Annotated in this window: 17 protein-coding genes and 1 pseudogene; 13 read left to right on the forward strand and 5 right to left on the reverse strand. The window is 64.9% G+C overall.

Annotation, left to right across the window (positions count from 1 at the left end; translation table 11 throughout):
- The 7 genes and pseudogenes from EPK82_RS22865 to EPK82_RS22895 all read left to right on the forward strand — a co-directional run.
- A pseudogene (locus tag EPK82_RS22865) lies at positions 1-149 on the forward strand (aspartate aminotransferase family protein); the annotation flags it as partial.
- A 132-nt stretch (positions 150-281) separates the two neighbouring features.
- Positions 282-1,379, forward strand: a complete 1,098-nt coding sequence (locus EPK82_RS22870) for a polyamine ABC transporter substrate-binding protein (protein WP_037050251.1) — start codon at positions 282-284, stop codon at positions 1,377-1,379.
- Between the two features lie 67 nt (positions 1,380-1,446).
- On the forward strand, positions 1,447-2,541 hold the full coding sequence (locus EPK82_RS22875) for a polyamine ABC transporter substrate-binding protein (protein WP_134678148.1): 1,095 nt from the start codon (positions 1,447-1,449) through the stop codon (positions 2,539-2,541).
- A 69-nt stretch (positions 2,542-2,610) separates the two neighbouring features.
- Positions 2,611-3,702, forward strand: a complete 1,092-nt coding sequence (locus EPK82_RS22880; RefSeq protein WP_037050248.1) for a polyamine ABC transporter substrate-binding protein — start codon at positions 2,611-2,613, stop codon at positions 3,700-3,702.
- Positions 3,703-3,756: 54 nt separating this feature from the next.
- Positions 3,757-4,911 (forward strand): polyamine ABC transporter ATP-binding protein, encoded by a 1,155-nt coding sequence (potA, locus tag EPK82_RS22885; protein WP_037050245.1) that lies wholly within the window; start codon positions 3,757-3,759, stop codon positions 4,909-4,911.
- Complete coding sequence (locus EPK82_RS22890) at positions 4,908-5,816, forward strand: ABC transporter permease subunit (RefSeq protein WP_037050242.1); 909 nt, start codon at positions 4,908-4,910, stop codon at positions 5,814-5,816. Before potA ends, EPK82_RS22890 begins: the two co-directional genes overlap by 4 nt.
- Positions 5,813-6,703: an ABC transporter permease subunit gene (locus EPK82_RS22895; RefSeq protein WP_037050240.1), complete on the forward strand. Its 891-nt coding sequence runs from the start codon at positions 5,813-5,815 to the stop codon at positions 6,701-6,703. The genes EPK82_RS22890 and EPK82_RS22895 overlap by 4 nt, the downstream gene beginning before the upstream one ends.
- 116 nt (positions 6,704-6,819) lie before the next feature.
- Here the strand turns inward: EPK82_RS22895 and EPK82_RS22900 are convergent, their stop codons facing one another.
- Complete coding sequence (locus EPK82_RS22900) at positions 6,820-8,184, reverse strand: CYTH domain-containing protein (protein ID WP_134678150.1); 1,365 nt, start codon at positions 8,182-8,184, stop codon at positions 6,820-6,822.
- A gap of 112 nt (positions 8,185-8,296) precedes the next feature.
- Between EPK82_RS22900 and EPK82_RS22905 the strand changes: the two genes are divergently transcribed.
- The 4 genes from EPK82_RS22905 to argA all read left to right on the forward strand — a co-directional run bounded on the left by EPK82_RS22905 (position 8,297) and on the right by argA (position 12,882).
- Entirely contained in the window at positions 8,297-8,974 is a 678-nt protein-coding gene (locus tag EPK82_RS22905) for a TIGR00153 family protein (RefSeq protein WP_037050237.1), read from the forward strand.
- Positions 8,975-9,012: 38 nt separating this feature from the next.
- Complete coding sequence (locus tag EPK82_RS22910; RefSeq protein ID WP_037050236.1) at positions 9,013-10,281, forward strand: inorganic phosphate transporter; 1,269 nt, start codon at positions 9,013-9,015, stop codon at positions 10,279-10,281.
- A gap of 69 nt (positions 10,282-10,350) precedes the next feature.
- Positions 10,351-11,517, forward strand: coding sequence for an acetylornithine deacetylase (gene argE / locus EPK82_RS22915; RefSeq protein WP_037050235.1), 1,167 nt, complete (start codon positions 10,351-10,353; stop codon positions 11,515-11,517).
- Positions 11,518-11,583: 66 nt separating this feature from the next.
- Positions 11,584-12,882: an amino-acid N-acetyltransferase gene (gene argA, locus EPK82_RS22920; protein ID WP_037050234.1), complete on the forward strand. Its 1,299-nt coding sequence runs from the start codon at positions 11,584-11,586 to the stop codon at positions 12,880-12,882.
- Positions 12,883-12,938: 56 nt separating this feature from the next.
- Here the strand turns inward: argA and rmf are convergent, their stop codons facing one another.
- The 4 genes from rmf to EPK82_RS22940 all read right to left on the reverse strand — a co-directional run bounded on the left by rmf (position 12,939) and on the right by EPK82_RS22940 (position 17,652).
- Positions 12,939-13,130: a ribosome modulation factor gene (gene rmf / locus EPK82_RS22925; RefSeq protein ID WP_037050232.1), complete on the reverse strand. Its 192-nt coding sequence runs from the start codon at positions 13,128-13,130 to the stop codon at positions 12,939-12,941.
- A 128-nt stretch (positions 13,131-13,258) separates the two neighbouring features.
- Positions 13,259-14,839, reverse strand: coding sequence for a glutamate--cysteine ligase (gshA, locus tag EPK82_RS22930; RefSeq protein WP_047588517.1), 1,581 nt, complete (start codon positions 14,837-14,839; stop codon positions 13,259-13,261).
- Between the two features lie 102 nt (positions 14,840-14,941).
- Positions 14,942-15,328, reverse strand: a complete 387-nt coding sequence (locus EPK82_RS22935) for a PaaI family thioesterase (RefSeq protein WP_051800559.1) — start codon at positions 15,326-15,328, stop codon at positions 14,942-14,944.
- The gene (locus EPK82_RS22940; protein WP_134678151.1) at positions 15,325-17,652 is read right to left on the reverse strand and encodes a Tex family protein; all 2,328 of its coding nucleotides are present in this window, start codon (positions 17,650-17,652) and stop codon (positions 15,325-15,327) included. The genes EPK82_RS22935 and EPK82_RS22940 overlap by 4 nt, the downstream gene beginning before the upstream one ends.
- A 202-nt stretch (positions 17,653-17,854) precedes the next feature.
- Here EPK82_RS22940 and ompR point away from each other — a divergent pair, with 202 nt between their 5' ends.
- Positions 17,855-18,589 (forward strand): osmolarity response regulator transcription factor OmpR, encoded by a 735-nt coding sequence (gene ompR / locus EPK82_RS22945; protein WP_037050229.1) that lies wholly within the window; start codon positions 17,855-17,857, stop codon positions 18,587-18,589.
- 85 nt (positions 18,590-18,674) lie between these two features.
- Positions 18,675-19,988: an ATP-binding protein gene (locus EPK82_RS22950; protein WP_037050228.1), complete on the forward strand. Its 1,314-nt coding sequence runs from the start codon at positions 18,675-18,677 to the stop codon at positions 19,986-19,988.
- The last annotated feature ends 49 nt before the right edge of the window (positions 19,989-20,037 follow it).

Raw genomic sequence — 20,037 nt, forward strand, 5'->3', positions numbered from 1 at the left:
ACTGCTTTAATAACGGTCTGATCATGCGCGCCGTGGGCGACACCATGATCATCGCGCCGCCGCTGGTGATCAGCCAGGCGGAAGTGGACGAACTGGTGGAAAAAGCACGCAAGTGCCTGGATCTGACTTTGCGTGACCTGTCGGTCTGAAAAAGCCGCAGTCACGGAAAGTTGTCAGCGGTGCCATGACCTTGCCAGACTGCGCCAGAGCGCGTTGGCCAGCCTGATTCGAGCGGCTTGCGCGACGTCTGGAATACCGACACAACAACAGGAGCTGTACGCATGAAAACATTCGGCAAGACCCTTCTCGCGTTGTCCCTGACCGCGGCCGTGGCTGGCGCTGCTCAGGCTGACGACAAAGTGCTGCATGTCTACAACTGGAGCGATTACATCGCCGAAGACACCCTGGCCAATTTCGAGAAGGAAACCGGCATCAAGGTCGTCTACGACGTCTTCGACAGCAACGAGGTGCTGGAAGCCAAGTTGCTGGCCGGCAGCTCCGGTTATGACGTGGTGGTACCGTCCAACCCCTTCCTGGCCAAGCAGATCAAGGCTGGCGTATTCCAGAAGCTGGACAAGTCCAAGCTGCCGAACTGGTCGAATCTGGACAAGGACCTGCTCAAGGCCCTGGAGCCGAGCGACCCGGGCAACCAGTACTCGATCCCCTACATGTGGGGCACCATCGGCATCGGCTACAACGTCGAGAAGGTCAAGGCCGTGCTCGGCGCCGACGCTCCGGTCGACTCCTGGGACCTGGTGTTCAAGCCGGAGAACATGGAAAAGCTGAAGTCCTGCGGCGTTTCCTTCCTCGACTCGCCGACCGAGATTCTGCCGGCCGCGCTGCACTACCTGGGTTACGCCCCGGATAGCAGCAACAAGGACGAGCTGAAGAAGGCCGAGGAACTGTTCCTCTCCATCCGTCCTTCGGTGGCTTACTTCCACAGCTCCAAGTACATCTCCGACCTGGCCAACGGCAACATCTGCGTTGCCATTGGTTACTCGGGCGACATCTACCAGAGCAAGGCGCGCGCCGAAGAAGCGAAGAACGGCGTTGAAGTCGGCTACAACATCCCGAAAGAGGGCGCGGGTTCCTTCTTCGACATGCTGGCCGTACCGGCCGATGCGAAGAACGTCGAGGAGGCGCACACCTTCCTCAACTACCTGATGAAGCCGGAAGTGATGGCCAGCATCACCAACTACGTGCAGTTCCCCAACGGCAATGCCGCGGCCACGCCGCTGGTGGACGAGGCACTGCGCACCGACCCGGGCGTCTACCCGACCCCCGAAGTGCTGAAGAAGATCTACACCTTCCCGGATCTGGCGCCTGCCGTGCAGCGCACCATGACCCGCAGCTGGACCAAGATCAAGTCCGGTCGCTAAGCGACGAAGCAACGCCGCCTGGCGGGTTCGCCCGCCAGGCACTCAAAAAGCCCGAAGAGGAAACGTTATGCGTCGTTCTACCCTGCTGGCTGGCCTGATCGCCGCCGCCCTCGGTATGTCCGTAGCTCAGGCAGCCGATCGCGTGGTCAAGGTCTACAACTGGTCCGACTACATCGCGCCAGACACCATCGCCGATTTCGAGAAGGAAACCGGTATCAAGGTGGTGTATGACGTTTTCGATTCCAACGAAACCCTCGATGGCAAGCTGGCCACCGGCCAGAGCGGCTACGACGTGGTGGTCCCGACCAACCACTTCCTGGCCAAGCAGGTGCGTGCCGGCACCTACATGAAGCTGGACAAGTCCAAGCTGCCCAACCTGGTCAATCTCGACCCGACCATCATGAAGAACCTGGCCGCGGGTGACCCCGGCAACGAATACTCGGTGCCCTATCTCTGGGGTACCAATGGCATCGGCCTGAACGTGACCAAGGCGCGCGCCGTGCTTGGCGAAGACGCCCCGCTGGATTCCTGGGAGCTGCTGTTCGATCCGAAGTACGCCGAGAAGCTCGCCTCCTGTGGCATCGCCCTGCTCGACTCGGGCGACGAAGTGCTGCCGCAGATGGTCAACTACCTGGGCATGTCGCCGCACACCAAGAAGCGCGAAGACTACGAGAAAGCCTACGAGCAGATGATGAAGGTGCGTCCTTACATCACCTACTTCCACAGCTCCAAGTTCATCTCCGACCTGGCCAACGGCAACATCTGCGCCGCGTTCGGCTATTCCGGCGATGTGCTGCAGGCGGCCGATCGCGCCGAAGAGGCCGGCCGCACCGACGAGATCGCCTACATCATTCCCAAGGAAGGCACCGCCATGTGGGCCGACCTGCTGGCGATCCCGAAGGACTCCAAGAACGTCGATGAGGCGCACGCGTTCATCAACTACCTGCTGCGTCCCGAAGTGATCGCCAAGATCAGCGATTACGTGGCCTACGCCAACCCCAACAGCAAGGCCACCGCGCTGGTCGACGAAGACGTGCGTGACAACCCCGGCGTCTATCCCAGCGCCGAGGTCATGGCCAAGCTCTACGTCGCCCAGGAACGTCCGCGTGACGTACAGCGCTGGCTGACCCGCGACTGGACACGAATCAAGAGCGGTCGCTGATCGTCGGAAGATTTTCCTATAAAGTGCCGCGCCTTTTTCCGGGCGGCACACAAAAACGAGGATGAAACTGTGCGAGTTACCCTGCCCAAGTCTCTGATCGCCCTGGCGGCTTCCGCCTTCTGTGGTGTCACCCTGGCCCAACCTTCGGTGCACATCTACAACTGGAGCGACTACATCGGCGAAGAGACCCTGGCCAAGTTCGAGGCGAAAACCGGGATCAAGCCGGTCTATGACGTCTTCGACTCCAACGAAACGCTCGAAGGCAAACTGCTGGCTGGCCGTAGTGGCTACGACGTGGTGGTGCCCTCCAACCACTTCCTCGGCAAGCAGATCCGCGCGGGTGCCTTCCAGCCGCTGGATCGCGCCAAGCTGAGCAACTGGGACAACCTCGATCCGGCCCTGCTCAAGCAGCTGGAAACCAACGACCCGGGCAACCAGTATTCCGTGCCCTATCTGTGGGGCACCAACGGCATCGGCTATAACGTCGAGAAGGTCAAGGCCACCCTGGGCATCGACGAGATCGACTCCTGGGCCGTGCTGTTCGAGCCGGAGAACATCAAGAAGCTGAGCGAGTGCGGCGTCGCCTTCCTCGACTCCGGCGATGAAATGATCCCGGCCATGCTCAACTACCTGGGCCTCGACCCCAACAGCACCAAGGCCGAGGATTACGCCAAGGCCGAAGCCAAGCTGCTCGAAGTGCGTCCTTACGTCACCTACTTCCACAGCTCCAAGTACATCGGCGACCTGGCCAACGGCAACATCTGCGTGGCGGCAGGTTTCTCCGGTGACATCCTGCAGGCTGCCGACCGTGCCGAAGAAGCCGGCAAGGGTATCGAGATCGCCTACAGCATTCCCAAGGAAGGCGCCAACCTCTGGTTCGACATGATGGCCATCCCGGCCGACTCCGCGAATGTCGAGCAGGCCCACGCGTTCATCAATTTCCTCCTCGAGCCCGAAGTGATCGCCGAAGTCAGTGACTACGTCGGTTATGCCAACCCCAACGTCAAGGCGGGCGAGCTCATGGATCAGGAGGTTCGCAACGACCCGTCCGTGTACCCGCCGCAGGCCGTACTGGACAAGCTGTACATCTCCGCTGAATTGCCAGTGAAGGTACAGCGCCTGATGACCCGTACCTGGACCAAGGTCAAGTCGGGTCAGTAATCGTTTCCAGCCCGGCCGCAGGGGCCGGGCACAATCTTCCGGGAGTTTTCCTAAATGGCTGTTGCCTCCAGCGCCTACAAAAAAGCCCTCGAGGGGGATCAGACACCGAAAGAGGTGTTGGTCAAAATCGATCGGGTGACCAAGAAGTTCGATGAGACAGTAGCAGTCGACGATGTATCGCTGACCATCAACAAGGGCGAGATCTTCGCTCTGCTGGGCGGTTCGGGTTCGGGCAAGTCCACGCTGCTGCGCATGCTCGCGGGCTTCGAGCGGCCCACCGAGGGGCGCATCATTCTCGATGGCGTGGACATCACCGACATGCCGCCGTACCAGCGGCCGATCAACATGATGTTCCAGTCCTACGCGCTGTTCCCGCACATGACCGTGGCGCAGAACATCGCCTTCGGCCTGCAGCAGGACAAGCTGCCCAAGGCGGAGATCGACGAGCGCGTCAGCGAGATGCTCAAGCTGGTGCACATGACCCAGTACGCCAAGCGCAAGCCGCACCAGCTCTCCGGTGGCCAGCGTCAGCGTGTGGCCCTGGCCCGCTCGCTGGCCAAGCGGCCGAAGCTGCTGCTGCTCGATGAACCCATGGGCGCACTGGACAAGAAGCTGCGTTCGCAGATGCAGCTGGAACTGGTGGAGATCATCGAGCGCGTGGGCGTGACCTGCGTGATGGTGACCCATGACCAGGAAGAGGCCATGACCATGGCCCAGCGCATCGCCATCATGCACCTGGGCTGGATCGCCCAGACCGGCAGCCCGGTGGATATCTACGAGACCCCCACCAGCCGTCTGGTGTGCGAGTTCATCGGCAACGTCAACCTGTTCGAAGGGCAGATCACCACCGACGAAGCCGACCACGCGATCATCGACTGCCCGCACGTGGACAAGCCGATCTACATCGGTCACGGCGTCAGTACCCGTGCCGAGAACAAGTCGGTCAGCTACGCCCTGCGCCCGGAAAAGCTGCTGATGGCCACCGCCCTGCCGGACGACCACGAGCATCCCGAGTACAACTGGAGCCATGGCCACGTCCACGACATCGCCTACCTGGGCGGTCACTCGGTGTACCACGTCAAGCTCACGTCCGGGCAGGTCGTGCAGTGCTTCATCGCCAACGCCGAGCGCCGTGGCAAGCGTCCGACCTGGGATGACCCGGTGGTGGTGTACTGGGAAGACGACAGCGGCGTGGTACTGCAATCATGAAACCGAGCAAACTCCTGCGCTATCTGCCCAGGGGGCGGCATGCCGTGATCGGCATACCCTTCCTGTGGTTGTTCATGTTCTTCCTGCTGCCCTTCATCATCGTGCTGAAGATCAGTTTCGCCGAGGCCGACGTCGCGATTCCGCCCTATACGGAAATCTACGAATGGGCGGACGGCAAGCTGACGTTGCTGCTGAACTTCGGCAACTACATCTTCCTCACCGAGGACGCACTCTATCTGTCGGCCTACCTGGGCTCGCTCAAGGTCGCGTTCTTCAGCACCCTGCTGTGCCTGCTGATCGGCTACCCGATGGCCTATGCCATCGCCCGTGCGCCGAAATCGCAGCAGACCGTGCTGCTGCTGCTGATCATGATGCCGACCTGGACCGCGATCCTGATCCGCGTCTACGCCTGGATGGGCATCCTCGGCAACAACGGCCTGCTCAACAGCCTGCTGATGGGAATCGGCCTGATCGACTCGCCGCTGCAGATCCTCAACACCAACATCGCCGTCTATATCGGCGTGGTGTATTCCTATCTGCCGTTCATGATCCTGCCGCTCTACGCCAACCTGGTGAAGCATGACCCCAGCCTGCTGGAGGCCGCTTCCGACCTGGGCTCGAGCAACCTCAACAACTTCTGGCGCATCACCGTGCCGCTGTCGAAGAACGGCATCATCGCCGGCTCCATGCTGGTGTTCATTCCGGTGGTCGGCGAGTTCGTCATCCCCGAACTGCTTGGCGGTCCGGAGACCCTGATGATCGGCAAGGTGCTGTGGCAGGAATTCTTCAACAACCGCGACTGGCCGGTGGCTTCCGCCCTGGCGGTGGTGATGCTGGCGATCCTGATCGTGCCCATCATTCTGTTCAACCGTAACCAGGCCAAAGAACTGGAGGGCCGCCCATGAAGCGTTTCAGTTTCTCCAGTCTCATGCTCTGGGCGGGCCTGGTGTTCATCTACCTGCCGATGGTCATCCTGGTCATCTACTCGTTCAACGCCTCGCGTCTGGTCACCGTCTGGGGTGGCTGGTCGGTGAAGTGGTACGTCGGCCTGCTCGACAATACCCAGCTGATGAACTCGGTGATGCGCTCGCTGGAAATCGCCTGCTACACCGCCATCGCGGCGGTGGCGCTGGGCACGCTGGCGGCCTTCGTGCTTACCCGTATCACCCGCTTCAAGGGGCGTACGCTGTTCGGTGGCCTGGTCACCGCACCGCTGGTCATGCCGGAGGTGATCACCGGTCTGTCGTTGCTGCTGCTGTTCGTGCTGATGGCGCAACTGATCGGCTGGCCGATGCAGCGTGGCATGACCACCATCTGGATCGCCCACACCACCTTCTGCTCGGCCTACGTGGCGGTGGTGGTGTCGTCGCGTCTGCGTGAGCTGGACCTGTCCATCGAGGAAGCGGCCATGGACCTCGGCGCCAAGCCATGGAAGGTGTTCTTCCTGATCACCGTGCCGATGATCGCGCCGTCGCTGGCGGCGGGGGCGATGATGTCCTTCGCCCTGTCGCTGGATGATCTGGTGCTGGCCAGCTTCGTCTCCGGTCCGGGTTCCACCACGCTGCCGATGGAGATCTTCTCCGCCGTGCGCCTGGGTGTGAAGCCCGAGATCAACGCGGTGGCCAGCCTGATCCTGCTGGCGGTGTCCTTCGCCACCTTCCTGGCCTGGTTCTTCAGCCAGCGTGCCGAAGAGAAGCGCAAGAAGGCCCTGCAGCAGGCCATGGACGAGACCGCCAACAGCGTCAATCCGTCCTGGCAGCAGGTAGTCGACAGCCGTCGCAGCGACAGCTGAGCCTGGTGCTGCAATGAAAAACGGGCCCTTCGGGGCCCGTTTTTCGTGGGGAGCGGCAGCGCTTCAACCGCGACGAACGGCTCGCCGGCAAAGCGCCTGCCACAGGGGTGTGGCGGTCATTTCACCAGCGCTTTCCAGGCCTTGAGGCTTTGTACGACCTGAGTCTGGGTCATGCGCAGCTGGCGCTGCTCGTCGTCCAGGGGTTGCAGGGCCAGCCCCTGCAGCTTGCTCAGCTCGCCGTAGAGGCGGTCGACCTCGGCGACGTCCAGCACGCCGCGCGCCAGGCGCAGCCAGACCAGCAGGCGCTCCAGGCGTGGCATCTGTTCGGCCAGGTCTTCCGGTTGCTGCTGGTAGCGGCGTAGTTGCAGGGCCGCCCCTTCCTCGGCCAGCAAGGTCGGCAGCCAGCTGCCCAGGGCCGCTTTGCCCTGACGCTCGCCCCGTGCATTGCGCGCCGCCGTCCAGCTGCGTTGCAGCAGCCAGTACGACAGCTTCAGCGACAGCAGGCCCCAGCGGCAGCCGTCCAGCTCGGCGGCGAACAGGGCCGGCGCGTTGCGGCGCATGCTGTCGTCGTTCTGCCCGGCAGCCAGGCGCGGGCGCCAAGCATCGAGCAGGCTGTCGAGCGCTTCGCGCAGCTCCCGCGAGCTGGCGCGCGGGGCGGCCTGGCCGAGACTGGCGAGCAGGGCGCGCAGGTCGACCAGTTGCTCCAGCCACTGCTGCAGCAGGCTCCAGTGGCCGTTCCAGCGGTACTGCTCGGCCAGGCGCTGGCTGGCGCCGAGCAGGTGCCAGGCCAGCGCGGCGACGGTGTCGTCGAGGCTCATCTCGGCATCCAGCGCGGGCGCTGGCAGGCTCAGGCTGTAGCTGCCGGCGTCGAACAGGCGATAGCCGCGTTCGGCCTTGCTGATATCGCAGGGCATCAGCGGCAGGTCGGCGGCCAGCTCGCAGGCCAGCTCCAGCAGCGCGGCCGGCTCGCCCTGGCGCAGCTCCAGTTCCAGCTCGCAGATTTCCTCTTCACCCTCGCCAGCCAGCACCTTGCCCAGGTCCAGCGCCGCTTCGATGACGACCTTGGCCTTGCCGCGGCCCCAGGCGATTTCCGCCTTCTCGCGCACGAAATCGGTGGTGAACAGCGGCTGCAGGCTCTTCTTGTCCAGCTCGGCCAGGCTGGCGGGCCAGCAGCTGTCATCGAGCTTGCTCAGGTCGAGCTTGGCCTTGCTCAGGTACCAGTCCCACTCGTTGCGTTCGGACAGGCCGGCGACGCTCTGTCCACGCGATTTCAGGGTCTGGATGAACTGTTCGCCGTCACGCCGCAGGCGCAGCGCAACCTTGGCGGCGGCCAGGTCGCGCGCTGGCGTGTCGTAGTACTGGTTGAACAGTTCGACGCGTTGCCAGCCGCTCTTGTTGCGTTTCTTCAGCAGCGGGTGTTCGCGCAGTGCGGCCAGGGTGGCGCGGCTGGCACGCAGTTTGATTTCGGTTTCTTTGACCATGGTGGAGAGCTAGATAGCCTTTTATGAAAATGTGACAGACCGATGACGCGCGCTGGCGGATGACGAAGTCGGTCCCTATACTTGCGGCCTTCTCAAAACGGGGGCTTACCCTATGCCTATCAATCCCTTTGTCAGCCTGTTCGGCCGTTCACCCATCGGCCCCATGCAGCAGCATATCGCCAAGGCCCACGAGTGCGCGGCGAACCTGGTGCCCTTCTTCGAGGCCGTGATGGCCGAAGACTGGACCAGGGTTGAACAGGTACAACAGGAGATGTCCCGGCTGGAGCACGAGGCGGACAAGCTGAAGAAAAGCGTGCGCCTGCATCTGCCCAAGAGCCTGTTTCTGCCGGTGCCGCGCTCGGACCTGCTGGAGCTGCTCAGTGTACAGGACAAAGTCGCCAACCGTGCCAAGGACATTGCCGGCCTGATGCTTGGCCGTCAGATGAGCATTCCGCAGGCACTGCAGCCGCTGATGGCTTCCTACGTGCAACGCAGCGTCGATGCCAGCGCCCAGGCGCTGAAGGCGATGAACGAACTGGATGAGCTGCTCGAGACCGGTTTTGCCGGGCGTGAAGCGGTGCTGGTGGAAACCCTGATCGAAGAGCTCGGCAATATCGAAAACGATACCGATCGCCTGCAGATCGAGGTCCGCCGCAACCTGTTCAAGCTGGAGAAGGACCTTCCCCCGGTCGATGTGATGTTCCTCTATCAGATCATCGACTGGATCGGCGATGTCGCCGACCGTGCCCAACGAGTGGGCAACCGACTGGAACAACTGCTGGCGCGCTAAGCGCCAGTGTCCTTTCTGGGATCTACGGATAATTCATTATGTCTCTGATTGCGGACTACGGGCTGGTTCTGCTCGTTCTTGCCTGCCTTTTCGGTTTTTTCATGGCCTGGGGTGTTGGCGCCAATGATGTCGCCAATGCCATGGGTACTTCGGTCGGCTCACGTGCGCTGACCATCAAGCAGGCGATCCTCATCGCCATGGTCTTCGAGTTCGCCGGTGCCTACCTGGCCGGCGGTCAGGTGACCGAGACGATCAAGAGCGGCATCGTCGATGCCTCGATGATCAGTCCCAACCTGATGGTGCTGGGCATGATGTCCGCGCTGCTGGCGGCGGGCACCTGGCTGCTGGTCGCATCGACCAAGGGCTGGCCGGTGTCGACCACCCATTCGATCGTCGGTGCGGTGATCGGCTTCGCCGCGGTCGGCGTGTCGATGGATGCCGTGCACTGGGGTGGCGTCGGCCCGATCGTGGCCAGCTGGGTGATCTCGCCGGTGCTCTCCGGGGTGGTGGCGTTCGGCGTGTTCATGAGCGTGCAGAAGCTGATCATCGACACCGAGACGCCCTTCGCCAACGCCAAGCGCTACGTGCCGGTGTACATGTTCCTCACCGGTTTCATGGTGTCGATCATGACCGTCACCAAGGGCCTCAAGCACGTCGGCCTGCACCTGAGCGGCGGCGAAGGCTTCCTGCTCTCGGCCGGTATCGGTGTGCTGGTCATGCTGATCGGCATCGCCCTGCTGAGCCGCATCAAGATCGACGTGGAGGCTGACAAGAGCTTCCACTTCGCCAGCGTCGAGAAGGTGTTCGCGGTGCTGATGATCTTCACCGCCTGCTCCATGGCCTTCGCGCATGGTTCCAACGACGTGGCCAATGCGGTCGGCCCGCTGGCAGCCATCGTCGGGGTGATCCAGAGCGGCGGCGAGATGGTCGGGGCCAAGGCGGCCCTGCCGGCCTGGGTACTGTTGCTGGGTGCGATCGGCATCGTCGTAGGCCTGGCCACCTACGGTTACAAGGTGATCGCCACCATCGGCAAGGAAATCACCGAGCTGACCCCCAGCCGTGGCTTCGCCGCCGAACTGGCGACCGCCACCACCGTGGTCGGCGCCTCGGCCATCGGCCTGCCGGTGTCCACCACGCACACGCTGGTCGGCGCCGTGCTCGGCGTGGGCATCGCCCGGGGTATCGGCGCGCTGAACCTGGGCGTGATCGGCAAGATCTTCATGTCCTGGCTGATCACCCTGCCGGTCGGCGCCGCGCTGTCGATCTTCTTCTTCTTCATCCTGCGCGGGCTGTTCGGCGGCGTCTGATTCGGCGCCGGCGGTTTCCCCTGAGGTTGGATGCTCCTATGATGGGAGCTCCGACCCAGGAGAGCGCCGATGCCCTTGCCGTCCTTTCAGGAGCAGTTCGCCGCGTTGATTGCAGCGCCCTCGGTGAGCTGTACCCAGCCGAACTGGGACCAGACCAACGCACCGGTGATCGACCTGCTCGCCGCCTGGCTGAGCGATCTCGGCTTCCGCTGCGAGACCCAGCAGGTCGCGCCGGGCAAATTCAACCTGCTGGCCAGCTATGGCAGCGGCCCTGGCGGCCTGGTCCTGGCCGGGCACAGCGACACCGTGCCTTTCGACGCCGCGCTGTGGCAGAGCGACCCGCTCAAGCTGACCGAGGTCGGCGACCGCTGGGTCGGTCTCGGCAGTTGCGACATGAAGGGTTTCTTCGCCCTGGTCATCGAGGCCGTTCGGCCGCTTCTCGAACAACCTTTCCAGCAGCCGCTGCTGATTCTCGCCACCTGTGACGAAGAAAGCTCCATGGCCGGCGCCCGTGCCCTGGCCGATGCCGGCCGGCCGCTGGGCCGGGCGGCGGTGATCGGCGAGCCGACGGGGTTGAAGCCCATCCGCCTGCACAAGGGGGTGATGATGGAACGCATCGACATCCTCGGGCAGAGCGGCCATTCCTCCGACCCTGGCCTTGGCCACAGTGCGCTGGAGGCCATGCAGGACGTGATGGGCGAACTGCGCGCCCTGCGTGCGCAGTGGCAGCGCGAGTTCAACAATCCGCAGTTCGGCGTGCCGCAACCGACGCTCAACCTGGGCTGCATCCACGGCGGCGACAACCCCAACCGTATCTGCGGGCAGTGCGCGCTGGAGTTCGACCTGCGCCCGTTGCCGGGCATGGACCCGGAGGCACTGCGCGAGGCGATCCGCGGCAAGCTGCAGCCGCTCGCGCTCAAGCATCAGGTGCGCATCGACTACGGGCCCCTGTTTCCCGCCGTGCCGCCGTTCGAGCAGGCTGCGGATGCGGAGCTGGTGCGCGTGGCCGAGCGATTGACCGGACATGCGGCGCAAGCGGTGGCATTTGGCACCGAGGCGCCTTATCTTCAGCACCTTGGCTGCGAGACCCTGGTGCTTGGCCCGGGCGACATCGACTGTGCGCATCAGCCCGGGGAACACCTGGCACTCTCCCGTATCGAACCTACGGTGACACTGCTGCGCCAACTGATCCAACACTATTGCCTGATTCGGAGTGAAGACGTGCAGCGACGATGAGCGGACCTCTCGAACCGAACATGGCGGGTGATTTCCGCCCTACGTCTCGACGCTAACGGATTTGTCATGCACGACTACGTCAACTGGCTACGCCACGCTTCGCCCTATATCAATGCTCACCGTGACTGCACCTTCGTGGTCATGCTGCCGGGGGAGGGCGTCGCCCACCCGAACTTCGCCAACATCGTCCACGACCTGGTGCTGCTGCACAGCCTCGGCGTGCGCCTGGTGCTGGTCCACGGCTCGCGCCCGCAGATCGAGACACGCCTGGCCGCGCGTGGCCTGACCCCGCACTACCATCGCGACCTGCGCATCACCGATGCGCCGACCCTGGAGTGCGTGATCGATGCCGTCGGCCAGCTGCGCATCGCCATCGAGGCACGCCTGTCCATGGACATGGCCGCCTCGCCGATGCAGGGCGCGCGGCTGCGCCTGACCAGCGGCAACTTCGTCACTGCGCGGCCAATCGGCGTCGTCGACGGCATCGATTACCACCACACCGGCGAAGTGCGCCGCATCGACCGCAAGGGCATCAACCGCCAGCTCGACGAGCGCAGCATCGTGCTGCTGTCGCCGCTGGGTTATTCGCCCACCGGGGAGATCTTCAACCTGGCCTGTGAGGACGTCGCCACCCGCGCTGCCATCGACCTGGGGGCGGACAAGCTGCTGCTGTTCGGCGCCGAGGACGGCCTGCTCGACGAGGCGGGCAAGCTGGTGCGCGAGCTGCGCCCGCAGCAGGTGCCCGCGCACCTGACGCGCCTGGGCGGCCACTACCAGGGCGAATTGCTCGACGCCGCTGCCCAGGCCTGCCGGGGTGGCGTGAAGCGCAGTCACATCGTCAGCTACGCCACCGATGGTGCCCTGCTCAGCGAACTGTTCACCCGCACCGGTAACGGTACCCTGGTTGCCCAGGAGCAGTTCGAGTCGCTGCGCGAGGCGAGCATCGAGGATGTCGGTGGTCTGATCGAGCTGATCAGCCCGCTGGAGGAACAGGGCATCCTGGTGCGTCGCTCGCGCGACGTGCTGGAGCGCGAGATCGAGCAGTTCAGCATCGTCGAGCGTGAAGGGCTGATCATCGCCTGTGCGGCGCTCTACCCGATCGCCGATTCCGACTGCGGCGAGTTGGCCTGCCTGGCGGTCAATCCGGACTACCGCCATGGCGGTCGCGGTGACGAGCTGCTGGAGCGTATCGAGGCGCGGGCACGGGCGCAGGGGATCAAGACCCTGTTCGTGCTCACCACCCGCACGGCGCACTGGTTCCGCGAGCGCGGTTTCCAGCCGAGCAGCGTCGAGCGCATGCCGACGGCGCGCGCATCGCTGTACAACTACCAGCGCAATTCCAAGGTGTTCGAGAAGGCGTTGTAACCCGCAACGCCGCGACCGCTGGGAGCGGCTTCAGTCACCAGCTCGAGAAGCGTCGATCAGGCGCTGTGCTGCTGCAGGCGCATCTGTTCATGGCCGTCGTCCCAGCCGGCCTCCCAGGCGGCGGCGGGGATTTCGTCGGGGTAGGGTTGGCGGTTTCTGGCCTGGCCGGTAAGGCCGGCCATATAGCCTTGCTGGTAGGCCTTGGTCAGGCTTTCCAGGCTCCATTGCGGCGTGGCTTCGTCGGCCATGGGGCGCTGCTCGTCTTTCGTCCGTTACCCGGCAATGCTAGCTGGCCGGGCGGCCTGCAGTGTGGCCGCCCATCCCGGCTTTTGCTCCGCTGGTTGGCTTTGTGACGCAGTCGACTATTGCCGTTTCGTTACACCGCCAGTGCCAGGATGCTCGCCTGGTAGGCGGCGACGAACGCGTCGAAGTCGCCAGCGGGCTGCGCTTCCAGCTCGGCCTGCTCGGCCAGCGAGTTCTGCGCGGCCTGCTCGAAGGCAGCCTGCTGCCCGGCGTCGAGCGGCTGGGCGCGGAAGTACTCGGCGTGCTGCAGGCTCTGCTGCAGGGCGAACTCGGCGAAGCTGGTGCCCTGGCGCAGGATCGCCAGCACCTGCGCCGACGGCGTCAGCTCGACATCCGCGACCTTGGCCTGCTGATGGGCCAGCGCCTCGACATGGGCCTGGCTGTCCTGGCTGCGGTCGAGCAGCTCGGCCAGCGGCAGGATGCGCTCGAGCAGTTCGCCCGCCCAGGCCTTCAACTCCACCGAGCGCCCCTGGCGCTGCAGGTGCAGGCCGGGACGACGCCCTTCCTTGACCACCTTGAGGAAGTTGCGGGTGCAGTCGCCGCACTCGCCGTTTTCCAGCAGCGGGCTGTCTTCCAGTGCACAGAACAGCAGGAAGGCGTCGATGAAGCGCGCTTGCGCCACGTCGATGCCCAGCGGCAGGAAGGGGTTGATGTCGAGGCAGCGTACTTCCACGTACTGCACGCCACGGCTGGTCAGCGCCTGGATCGGGCGCTCGCCGCTGTGGGTGACGCGTTTCGGGCGGATGCTCGAGTAGTACTCGTTCTCGATCTGCAGGATGTTGGTGTTCAGCTGCAGCCACTCGTCGCCACGCTTGGTGCCCGCCTCGACGTAGGCCGGGTAGGGCGTGCCGACCGCCAGGCGCAGGCTGTCGGTGTAGCTGGCCAGGTCGTTGTAGCACGGCGTCAGGCCGGACTGGGCGCTGCTCTGGTAGCCCAGGTCGCTCATGCGCAGGCTGGTGGCGTAGGGCAGGTACAGGGTGCTGGCGTCCAGCTCCTGCAGCTGGTGCGGGCGACCGCGCATGAAGCCCTTGTCCAGCGCCGGCGAAGCACCGAACAGGTACATCAGCAGCCAGCTGTAGCGACGGAAGTTGCGGATCAGCGCGATGTAACGCGCCGACTGATAGTCGCGTGCGCTCAGCGTGTCGCCTTCGGCCTGCTGCTGCAGTTGCCACAGGCGCTCGGGCAGCGAGAAATTGTAGTGAATGCCGGCGATGCACTGCATGGTCTTGCCGTAACGCAGGGCCAGGCCCTTGCGGTACACGTACTTGAGGCGGCCGATGTTGGAGCTGCCATAGCGGGCGATGGGAATGGTCGCCTCGTCCGGCAGGGCGCAAGGCATCGACGGGCTCCACAGCAGTTCGCTGCCGAGCTTGTCGTAGGCGAAGCGGTGGATACGCTCCAGCTCGCCCAGGGTCTCGGCCGGGTCGGCGGCCGTTCCGGTGATGAACTCCAGCAGCGACTCGGAGTAGTCGGTGGTGATCTGCGAATGGGTCAGCGCCGAGCCCAGCGCTTGCGGGTGCGGCGTCAGGGCCAGTTGGCCGTCACGGTCGACGCGCAGGCACTCGCGCTCGATACCATGCAGGCACTCACCCAGCAGGGACAGGTTGGCCGGCTCGCCGAGCTGGGCCAGGCGGCGGGAGAGAAGATCGCTCAAGATGCAATTCCTAACTGGGCAGTCGCCACAATATGGGGATCGCCCCCGCACTCTGCAAGGGGCACAGTTTCACCCACAGTAGACGAGTTCGCTCAGCGCGGATTACACGCAGGCGAAGGTGCCTTGTGCCTTGGCGACCAGCTTGTCGTCCTGCCAGACCTCGGCTTCGACCACCTGGGTGCGGCGGCCGGCGTGCAGGACCTTGGCATGGCACAGCACGCTGCCGTCGGAAACCGGGCGGATGTAGTTGATCTTGCATTCCAGCGTGACGCTGCTCGGGCCGCCGTCGCCCAGGCTGTGGCTGGCCTGGCCCATGGCGGTGTCGATCAGCGAGAACAGCGCGCCGCCATGCAGCTTGCCGTGCAGGTTGCGCAGGTCATCGGTCAGGGCCAGGCGGATGCGCGCCTCGCCGCCGCCGACCTGCAGGATCTCCAGTCCGAGCAGGCGGGAGAAGGCGCTGCTCGCGCCCACCTCCTGCTTGCCGCTCATCGCTTGAGCTGCTTGGCGTTGGCGAACAGCGCCGCCATGCCGCCGGTGGCCGGGGCCGGTTTGTCCTGGCTGGAGTGACGCTCGCTGCGCGGCGTGTTGCCGCCACGGTTGCCATTGCCACGCTGGCCGCCGCGTGCGCCCTCGACCTTCTCGCCGGGGGTGTCGCCCATGCGCATGGACAGGCCGATGCGGTTACGCGGGATGTCCACTTCCATCACCTTGACCTTGACCACGTCGCCGGTCTTGACCGCTTCGTGCGGGTCCTTGATGAACTTCTCCGACAGCGCGCTGATATGCACCAGGCCGTCCTGATGCACACCGATGTCGACGAAGGCGCCGAAGTTGGTCACGTTGGTCACCACGCCTTCGAGCACCATACCGGGCTTGAGGTCGGCCAGGGTCTCGACGCCTTCCTGGAACTCGGCGGTCTTGAACTCCGGACGCGGGTCGCGCCCCGGCTTGTCCAGCTCCTTGAGGATGTCGCCGACTGTGAGCAGGCCGAAGCGCTCGTCGGTGAACTTGGCCGGGTCGAGGCGCTTGAGAAAGCCCGAGTCGCCGATCAGCGAGCGGATGTCGCGGCCGGTGTCCTGGGCGATACGTTCCACCAGGAGGTAGGTTTCCGGGTGCACCGCCGAGGCGTCCAGCGGGTTGTCGCCGTTCATCACACGGAGGAAGCCGGCGGCCTGCTCGAAGGTCTTGTCGCCCAGGCGCGGTACCTTCTTCAGCGCGGCGCGCGAGGCGAACGCGCCATTGGCGTCACGGTATTGCACGATGTTCTGCGCCAGGGTCGCGTTGAGGCCGGAGATGCGCGCCAGCAGGGCGGCGGACGCGGTGTTCACGTCCACGCCGACGGCGTTCACGCAGTCCTCGACCACGGCATCCAGCGAGCGTGCCAGCTTGAGCTGCGACACGTCGTGCTGGTACTGGCCGACGCCGATGGATTTCGGGTCGATCTTCACCAGTTCGGCCAGCGGGTCCTGCAGGCGACGGGCGATGCTGACTGCGCCGCGCAGCGACACGTCGAGATCGGGGAATTCGCGGGCGGCCAGCTCGGAGGCCGAGTACACCGAGGCGCCGGCCTCGGAGACCATCACCTTGGTCAGCTTCAGGCCCGGTACCTTCTTGATCAGCTCGGCGGCCAGCTTGTCGGTCTCGCGGCTGGCGGTGCCGTTGCCGATGGAGATCAGGTCGACGCCGTGCTTGGCGCACAGCTTGGCCAGGGTCGCCAGGGTGCCGTCCCAGTCGTTGCGCGGCGCGTGCGGGTAGACGGTGGCGGTGTCCAGCACCTTGCCGGTGGCATCGACCACGGCCACCTTGCAGCCGGTGCGCAGGCCGGGGTCCAGCGCCAGGGTGGCACGCGGGCCGGCCGGCGCGGCCAGCAGCAGGTCGTGCAGGTTGCGGGCGAACACGGAAATCGCCTCGTCCTCGGCCTTCTCGCGCAGCTCGCCGAGCAGGTCGGTTTCCAGGTGGTTGTACAGCTTGACCTTCCAGGTCCAGCGCACCACCTCGGCCAGCCACTTGTCGGCGGCGCGACCCTTGTTCGCGAGGCCGAAGCGCTCGCCGATCATCAGCTCGCACGGGTGCAGGGTGCCGGGCAGTTCTTCGCCGACCTTCAGGCTGGCACTGAGGATGCCTTCGTTGCGCCCGCGGAAGATCGCCAGCGCGCGGTGCGACGGCACGCCCTTGAGCGCTTCGTCGTGTTCGAAGTAGTCGCTGAACTTGGCCCCTTCGTTTTCCTTGCCGGGCACCAGGCGGGCGCTGAGGGTGGCGTTGTCCTTGAGGAAGCTGCGCAGCTTGTCGAGCAGCGCGGCATCCTCGGCGAAGCGCTCCATGAGGATGTACTTGGCGCCTTCGAGCACGGCCTTGACGTCGGCGAAGCCCTTCTCGGCGTCGATGAAGCGCTCGGCTTCCTGCTCGGGGGTCAGGTTCGGGTCGTTGAACAGTGCGTCGGCCAGCTCGCCGAGGCCGGCTTCCAGGGCGATCTGGCCCTTGGTGCGGCGCTTCTGCTTGTACGGCAGGTAGAGGTCTTCGAGGCGAGTCTTGGTGTCGGCCAGGTCGATCTCGCGCTTGAGTTCCGCAGTCAGCTTGCCCTGTTCCTCGATGCTGGCGAGGATCGCCCCGCGCCGCTCGTCCAGCTCGCGCAGGTAGCGCAGACGCTCTTCCAGGTGGCGCAGCTGGGTGTCGTCGAGGCTGCCGGTCACTTCCTTACGGTAGCGGGCGATGAAGGGCACGGTGGAGCCTTCGTCGAGCAGGGCCACGGCGGCGGCAACCTGTTGCGGGCGCACGCCCAGTTCTTCGGCGATGCGGTTGTTGATGCTGTCCATATAGTGCTACCCACGCTGGTACGACAAGGCGGCCGCGCCAGGGCGGCCAGATACGAAAGCGGCGCATTATAAACACCGCATCCACCGACGCTGAGAACCGTTCGGGGAAAAATCTGCTAACAATGGCTAAGGCGCCCATCCATGCGCCTGAGCGATAATGCCGCCACTCGCCGTCCATCGTACGGCTGTCCAAGGAGACGCCATGACCCAGTCCGCCCCCGCCGCCGAAGGCGAGAAGATCCTCATCGTCGATGATGACGCCCGTCTGCGCCGCCTGCTCGAGCGCTTCTTCGACGAGCAGGGCTACCGGGTACGTGCGGTGGAGAACGTCGAGCAGATGGATCGTCTGCTGGCGCGCGAACTGTTCAATCTGGTGGTGCTCGACCTGATGCTGCCGGGCGAGGATGGCCTGTCCGCCTGCCGTCGTCTGCGTGAGTCGAACAATCAGATCCCGATCATCATGCTCACCGCCAAGGGTGATGAGTCGAGCCGTATCCAGGGCCTGGAACTGGGCGCCGACGATTACCTGGCCAAACCCTTCAACCCGCGTGAGCTGCTGGCGCGGATCAAGGCCGTGCTGCGCCGCCAGGCGCCGGTGGTGCCGGGCGCGCCGGGCTCCGAGGACGAGAGCGTCAGCTTCGGCGACTACGAGTTGTCCCTGGCCACGCGCGAACTGAAGAAAGGCGACGAAGTGCACATGCTCACCACCGGTGAGTTCGCCGTGCTCAAGGCGCTGGTGCAGCACGCGCGCGAGCCGCTGACGCGGGACAAGCTGATGAACCTGGCGCGTGGCCGCGAGTGGGATGCGCTGGAGCGTTCCATCGACGTGCAGATCAGCCGCCTGCGCCGCCTGATCGAGCCGGATCCGTCCAAGCCGCGTTATATCCAGACCGTCTGGGGCGTGGGCTACGTGTTCGTGCCGGATGGCAATAAGTGAAGTTGCACGCTGCCAGTCACACGCTGCAGGTGATCGGAGGTTGGGCGGCTTCTTCTTGCGGCTTGCAGCTTGAGGCTTGCCGCTCGTGAAGACTCCCGTCTGGTTCCCGCAAAGCTTCTTCGCCCGCACCCTCTGGCTGGTGCTGGTGGTCGTGCTGTTCTCCAAGGCACTGACGCTGGTTTATCTGATGATGAACGAGGACGTGCTGGTCGACCGCCAGTACAGCCATGGTGCGGCGCTGACCCTGCGCGCCTACTGGGCGGCCAACCCTGATGACCGCGACCACATCGCCCAGGCGGCAGGGCTCAAGCGCATCCCGCGTGACAAGGTGCCGGCCAGCGAACAGCACTGGCCTTACAGCGAGATCTTCCAGCGGCAGATGCAGACCGAGCTCGGTCCCGACACCGACACCCGGGTGCGTGCCACCACACCGCCTGCGCTGTGGGTGCATGCCCCCAGCCTCGGCGACGGCTGGGTGCGCGTGCCGATGTACCCGCACCCGCTGCGTGGCCAGCGCATCTGGAGCGTGCTGGGCTGGTTCCTCGGCATCGGCCTGCTGTCCACCGCCGCCGCCTGGATCTTCGTGCGCCAGCTCAGCGCACCGCTCAAGCGTCTGGTCTACGCGGCTCGCCAACTGGGCCAGGGGCGCAGCGTGCGCCTGCCGATCAGCGACACGCCCAGCGAGATGACCGAGGTCTATCGCGCCTTCAACCAGATGGCCGAGGACGTCGAGCAGGCCGGACGTGAACGCGAGCTGATGCTGGCGGGCGTCTCGCATGACCTGCGCACGCCACTGACCCGCCTGCGTCTGGCCCTGGAGTTCATGCAGAACGATGCGGAAACCGAGGACATGGTGCGCGACATCGAGGACATGGACGCGATTCTCGATCAGTTCCTCGCCTTCATCCGCGACGGACGCGACGAGCCGGTGGAGGAGGCGGACTTCCCCGAGCTGGTGCGTGAAACCCTGGCGCCCTACAACCAGGGCGGCGAGCGTGTTCGCCTGTGCCTGGAGCCGATTCCTCCCTTCCCGCTGCGCCGCGTCTCGACCAAGCGGCTGCTCACCAACCTGGTGGAGAACGCGCTCAATCATGGCGGCGGCGATGCCGTGGAGGTGGTTGCCAGCCTGGCCGGTGACCACAGCGCGCCCTATGTGGTGCTGAGCGTCCTCGACCGTGGCAACGGCATCGACCCGACCGAACTGGACAGCATCTTCAACCCCTTCATTCGCGGTGACCGGGCGCGTGGCGGGCGGGGCACCGGTCTCGGCCTGGCCATCGTCAAGCGCATCGCGGCCCTGCATGGTGGCAGTGTCGAGCTGCGCAACCGCAGCGGCGGTGGCCTCGAGGCGCGCGTGCGGCTGCCCCTCGGCCTGCTGCTGCCGCGTGACGCGGTGTAGCTGAGCGGCCTGCCCGGCGGCGGCGTGCTGGCAATACGCTGCCAAGCGC

This window comes from Ectopseudomonas khazarica, from assembly GCF_004521985.1.
GTDB lineage: Bacteria > Pseudomonadota > Gammaproteobacteria > Pseudomonadales > Pseudomonadaceae > Aquipseudomonas > Aquipseudomonas khazarica.